Annotated in this window: 4 protein-coding genes and 1 pseudogene; all 5 read right to left on the minus strand. The window is 73.7% G+C overall.

Annotated features, from left to right (window positions below):
• Nucleotides 1–834 (minus strand): annotated as a pseudogene (locus ASG83_RS12300) (NAD kinase); the annotation flags it as partial.
• Between the two features lie 12 nt (nucleotides 835–846).
• Entirely contained in the window at nucleotides 847–1,668 is an 822-nt protein-coding gene (locus ASG83_RS12305; RefSeq protein ID WP_235460203.1) for a TlyA family RNA methyltransferase, read from the minus strand.
• 7 nt (nucleotides 1,669–1,675) lie between these two features.
• On the minus strand, nucleotides 1,676–1,894 hold the full coding sequence (locus ASG83_RS12310; RefSeq protein WP_055861887.1) for a hypothetical protein: 219 nt from the start codon (nucleotides 1,892–1,894) through the stop codon (nucleotides 1,676–1,678).
• Between the two features lie 16 nt (nucleotides 1,895–1,910).
• Nucleotides 1,911–2,939 (minus strand): HAD-IIA family hydrolase, encoded by a 1,029-nt coding sequence (locus ASG83_RS12315; RefSeq protein ID WP_055861890.1) that lies wholly within the window; start codon nucleotides 2,937–2,939, stop codon nucleotides 1,911–1,913.
• Nucleotides 2,929–3,798: a hypothetical protein gene (locus ASG83_RS13300; protein ID WP_235460205.1), complete on the minus strand. Its 870-nt coding sequence runs from the start codon at nucleotides 3,796–3,798 to the stop codon at nucleotides 2,929–2,931. Before ASG83_RS13300 ends, ASG83_RS12315 begins: the two co-directional genes overlap by 11 nt.
• Nucleotides 3,799–4,654: the final 856 nt, after the last annotated feature.

Raw genomic sequence — 4,654 nt, forward strand, 5'->3', positions numbered from 1 at the left:
CGCGAGCCGCACGGGCGTGGACGAGCGGCGGGCGACGACGCGTGCGCCGATCGGCAGATCGAACGCGCGGCGCCCGTCGCACCAGAGGATGCCGAGGCCGGGCGTGCGGTCGAGCAGCTCGACCGCGAGCGACGAGTTCGGGCCGACCACGAGCGGGCGGGCGAACAGCGCGTGCGCGCTGAGCGGCACGAGCAGCAGCGCGTCGAGGCTCGGCCACACGATGGGCCCGCCGGCCGAGAACGCGTAGGCGGTCGAGCCGGTCGGCGTGGCCATGACGACGCCGTCGCAGCCGAAGCTCGACAGAGGGCGCCCGTCGACCTCGATGACGACATCGAGCATGCGCTCGCGGCTCGCTTTCTCGACGGTCGCCTCGTTGAGCGCCCAGGTCTCGTGGATGATCTCGTTGTCGAGCTTGACCCGCACGGAGAGCGTCATGCGCTCCTCCACGAGGTAGTCGCGGTCGAGGGCGCGACCGACCGCGGCACCCAGGTCGTCGCGCTCGCTCTCGGCGAGGAAGCCGACATGACCGAGGTTGATGCCGAGCAGCGGCGCGCTGCCCCCGCGGACGAGTTCGGCCGCGCGCAGGATGGTGCCGTCGCCGCCGAGCACGATCGCGAGCTCGATGTCGCCGACGCCGATCTGACCAGCGGCGGCATCGGCGCCGAGCACGTGCAGCTCGCCGTCGCTCATCGCGCCCTGGAGGTCATCGACCGCCTCGGCGTCGACGACGGGCACGAGCCCCGCGTCGCGCAGGAGCCCGCACACCGTGACGGCCGCGTCGAGCGTCTCGCGCCGCCCCGTATGGGCGACGACGAGGATGTGGCGAGCGGTCACGGGGAGCCTTCCTTACGGGGCGGGTGCCGCTCGCGCGATCGCGGCGACGCGGCTCCTCCATTCTGTCGGATGCTCCCCCGCGCCCGGCCGGAAGACCGCCAGATACTCGGAATTGCCGTTCGTCCCCACGATGGGCGAGGAGCGGACGTCGCTCGCGAGCAGCCCGATGTCGAACGCCGCCCACAGCACGCCCATGATCGCGTCCTCCCGCAGCGCCGCGTCGTGCACGATGCCTTCGCGAATGCCCGTCCGGCCCACCTCGAACTGCGGCTTCACGAGCAGGATCACCGGCACCTGCGGGCCGACGGTCGCGACGATCGCGGGCAGGATGTGCGCGAGCGAGATGAAGCTCAGGTCGCCCACGACGAGCTCGGGCCGCTCGGCCACGCCGCTCGCCTCGGCGAGCCGTTCGGCGGTCAGGAAGCGCGCGTTCTCGCCTTCGACGGCCACCACGCGGTGGTCGAGCGCGATGCTCGGAGCGAGCTGTCCGTGCCCGACGTCGAGCGCGATCACCTGCCGCGCGCCGCGCTCGAGCAGCACCTGAGTGAAGCCGCCCGTGCTCGCGCCGAGGTCGAGGCAGAGCATCCCGGCCGGATCGATGCCGCTGGAATCGAGCGCCGCGATGAGCTTGTGGGCGGCGCGGCTCACGTAGTGGTCCTCGCCCTCGACCTCGACGGCCGACGACGTGGCGACCGGATGCGCGGGCTTGACGACAGCGCGCCCGTCGACGCGCACGCGCCCCGCCTCGATCGCGGCGCGGGCAGTGGCGCGGCTGCGAGCCAGCCCGCGCTCCACGAGCGCGACGTCGAGTCGGGAGGTCGAGTCGTCGATCACGCCGCGGTCAGGCGCCGGGCCGTCGGGCGTCGCCGTCGGTGCCCTCGAGGTGCGCCCGCAGCTCGTCCGCGAGCTGCCCGAAGGCCGCGGCGCGGTCGCCGAGCGGCTGGTCCTCGATGAGCGCGATGCGCGTGAGGAACGCCTCGTCGACCTGGACCTCGTGCACGACGCCCGGGTCGTTGACCGGGGCGCCACCGCTGCTGCTGATTCCCTCGGGGTCGCTCATGCGTCGAGGCTACTCCTCAGCCTCCGGCGAGGGCGAGCAGGGCGGGGTCGACGTCGATCCCGTAGATCTGCAGCCCGCTGCCGTGGATCGCCGCGGCGCCCGCGCGCAGCAGGTCGAGGTCGTCGCGACCGCGCGAGGCGACGCGCACGACGTTCTCACGCATCATCACGACCGTCTCGCCCACCTCGATCGTGCGCACGCCGTCGGAGTCGGTCGTCTCGCGCACCTCCGGGTACGGCTCGAACAGCCCGCGCAGGTCGTCGAGGATGTACGTGGGCCGCATCGTCGCGTTGGCCGCGAGCACCTGCTTGGCGCGGTCGATGCCCGTGAGCACGAGCGCGGTGTCCATGCCCGCGCGATTGCCGCCGAGGATGTCGGTGTCGAGGCGGTCGCCGACGACGAGCGCGCGGGATGCCTCGAACCGCTCGGCCGCGACGTCGAAGATCGCCTTCTCCGGCTTGCCCGCGAACACGGGCAGGCGGCCGACGGCGAGGTGCACGGCCGAGACGAGCGTCCCGTTGCCGGGAGCGATGCCGCGCGCGACGGGGATCGTCCAATCGGTGTTGGTCGCGACCCACGGGATGCCCGTGTGCAGCGCGAAGCTCGCCTCCGCGAGGTGCTCCCACCCGACGTGCGGCGCGAAGCCCTGGATGACCGCGGCCGGGTCGTCCTCGGCCGATCGCGTGACCGTGAACCCGGCGCTCTCGACCTCGCTCACGAGGCCGTCGCCGCCGACGACGAGGATGCGCGACCCGGGCTCGACGAGCGTCGCGAGCACGCGGACCGCGGCCTGCGGGCTCGTCACGACGTCCGGCGCCGAGACGTGCAGGCCCAGCTCGCGCAGGTGCTCGGCGACCGACTCATCGGTGCGCGAGGCGTTGTTGGTGATGTACCCGACCCGCAGCTGCTCGGCCGCGCGGTTGATCGACTCGACCGCGTGCGGGATCGCCCCGGGCCCGGTGTACACGACGCCATCGAGGTCGAGCAGCAGAGCATCCCGGTCGGTCAGCGGCGTCGGGAGCGCCTTGCGGAACCTACCGAGCATCCGCGCCCTCCCCGGCCTCGTTCTTCCCGGCCTCGCCCTCCCCGGCCTCGTTCTTCCCGGCCTCGTCCTCCCCCGCCTCGGCGGCCCTCTCGGCGACGCGCTCGACGGTCGGCTCAGAGGCCGCTTCGCCCTCGAGCTCCTCGAGCTCCTCCTCGACGATCTCGATGATCTCGTCGACGTCGCCCTCGGCGTCGCCGATCGCCTGCGCGGCGACATCGGCGCGAGAGGCCCACGTGGCGGCCTCCTCGTCGCGCCCGAGCTCGGCGAGCACGACCGCGTAGGAGTCGAACAGCGCCGGGCTGTAGCTGTACGCCGTCGTCGGGTCGAGCTGCGGGATCTCCAGCTCGGTGAGCGCGAGCTCGTTCTGACCGAGGTCGAGGCGCGCGCCCGACATCGCGATCGCGAGCTCGACCCGGGTCGGCACGCTCAGCGTCGAGCGGTCGACCGAACGGCCGAGCTCGAGGCCCTTCTCCGGCCGGCCGAGCCCGCGCTCGCAGTCGACCATGAGCGGCAGCTGCTCGTTCGATCCCGAGAGCCGGCGATAGGTGCGCAGCTCGCGCAGCGCGAGGGCGAAGTCGCCCGTCGCGTACGCCGTGATCGCGAGCGTCTCGCGCACGACCGCGACACGACCCGCGCGACGCCCGGCCGCGAGGGCGTGCTCGTGCGCGAGCGCAGGGTCCTCCTCGATGAGCGTCGCCGCCATGACGAGGTGCTGCGCGACGCGGTCGGCGTTCTCCTTGCTGAGGGTCTTCAGCTCGAAGCGCGCGCTCTTGTCGAGCTCGCGCCCCGTGATCTCCTCAGGGATGCTCGGGTCGACGTGACGAGGAGCCTCCACTTCGTCCGTTCGGCGCGTCCGCACGCCCTCCTGGCGTGCGCCGGCGCTCCGAGCCGGGCGGTCGCTCCGCTCGGGCCGCGCACCGCGCGGCGCGTCATCGCGCCGCGGACGGTCGTAGCGCGGCGCATCCCCGTCGCGCTTCCCGGGGCGGTCGCGGCTCGGGGCGCCGTCCTTCTTCCACGAGCGGTCGCCTCGAGGCGCATCGCCGTCACGGCGAGGACGATCGGCGCGGTCCGGCCGTGCCCCGCGAGGAGCATCGCCGTCACGCTTCCACGGCTGATCGCGACGCGGAGCCTCGCCATCCCGCTTCCACGGCCGGTCGCCGCTAGGCGCGCCGTCCTTCTTCCACGGGCGATCACTGCGGGGCGCGTCGCCCTCACGGCGGGGCCGATCGGTGCGATCCGGGCGAGCGCCACGCGGAGCCTCGCCATCGCGCTTCCACGGCTGACCGCGACGCGGGGCCTCGCCGTCCCGCTTCCAGGGCTGGTCGCGACGCGGGGCCTCGCCGTCCCGCCGGGGCCGATCGGTGCGTTCCGGGCGAGCACCACGCGGAGCCTCGCCGTCCCGCTTCCACGGGCGATCCCCTCGGGGCGCGTCGCCCTCCCGACGGGGGCGTGACGCACTTGACGCCGATCGAGCTCCGCCGCCCGCGCCGCCGGAACCGGCGGCACCGCGAGAGCCTCCGCCGGTCCCGCCGCTCCGCGGCGCGCCACTGGGACCACCACGGCCGTTCCCGCTCGACGGCCGAACGTCTCGGCGGGGTCGATCGCGGTCGCGCTCGGGTCGATCGGGGCGCTCGGCCATGGTGACTCCTGTGGTGTTGTCTCGATGCGCGTCGTCGTGACGCTGCGTTAACGCAAAATGGCCACCCATTACTGGG

Origin of the sequence: Yonghaparkia sp. Soil809, from assembly GCF_001429705.1 — a bacterium.
Taxonomy (GTDB): Bacteria; Actinomycetota; Actinomycetes; order Actinomycetales; family Microbacteriaceae; genus Microcella.

Bases quoted from the DNA above. Each gene is read 5' to 3' on its own strand.
- ASG83_RS12310 (WP_055861887.1), bottom strand. From the start codon at position 1,894: ATGAGCGACCCCGAGGGAATCAGCAGCAGCGGTGGCGCCCCGGTCAAC.
- ASG83_RS12315 (WP_055861890.1), bottom strand. From the start codon at position 2,939: ATGCTCGGTAGGTTCCGCAAGGCGCTCCCGACGCCGCTGACCGACCGG.